The organism is Halalkalibacter lacteus, from assembly GCF_036663595.1.
Taxonomy (GTDB): domain Bacteria; phylum Bacillota; class Bacilli; order Bacillales; family Bacillaceae_D; genus Halalkalibacter; species Halalkalibacter lacteus.
Window position 1 is genome coordinate 1 of record NZ_JAWRVL010000460.1, and the last position, 235, is coordinate 235.

The window sequence follows — 235 nt, forward strand, 5'->3', positions numbered from 1 at the left end:
CTCGCCCATGCCGTATATCACGGTCGGGTCGGTCTGCAGCCGCATGCCCTTCTCGAGCCGGCGCACGAACACGCCGGCGATCATCGGCCGCTCGTCGGCGACACCGGTCTCCTTCTCGACGATCGAGGCCAGCACCAGCGCTTCTTCCTTGCTGTCCAGCGGCAGGCCTTCGGCGCGCGACGCCCAGGCGGCATCGAGCGCGGTGTCCATCGCGTCGTAGGCGCGGCGCAGCAGG

At 70.2% G+C, this 235-nt stretch carries 1 protein-coding gene; it reads right to left on the reverse strand.

Translation table 11 applies throughout. From position 1 onward, the window contains the following. Window positions 1-235: endolytic transglycosylase MltG (locus tag SAZ04_RS23015; RefSeq protein WP_332700123.1), on the reverse strand; the 235-nt coding region annotated here is incomplete at both ends.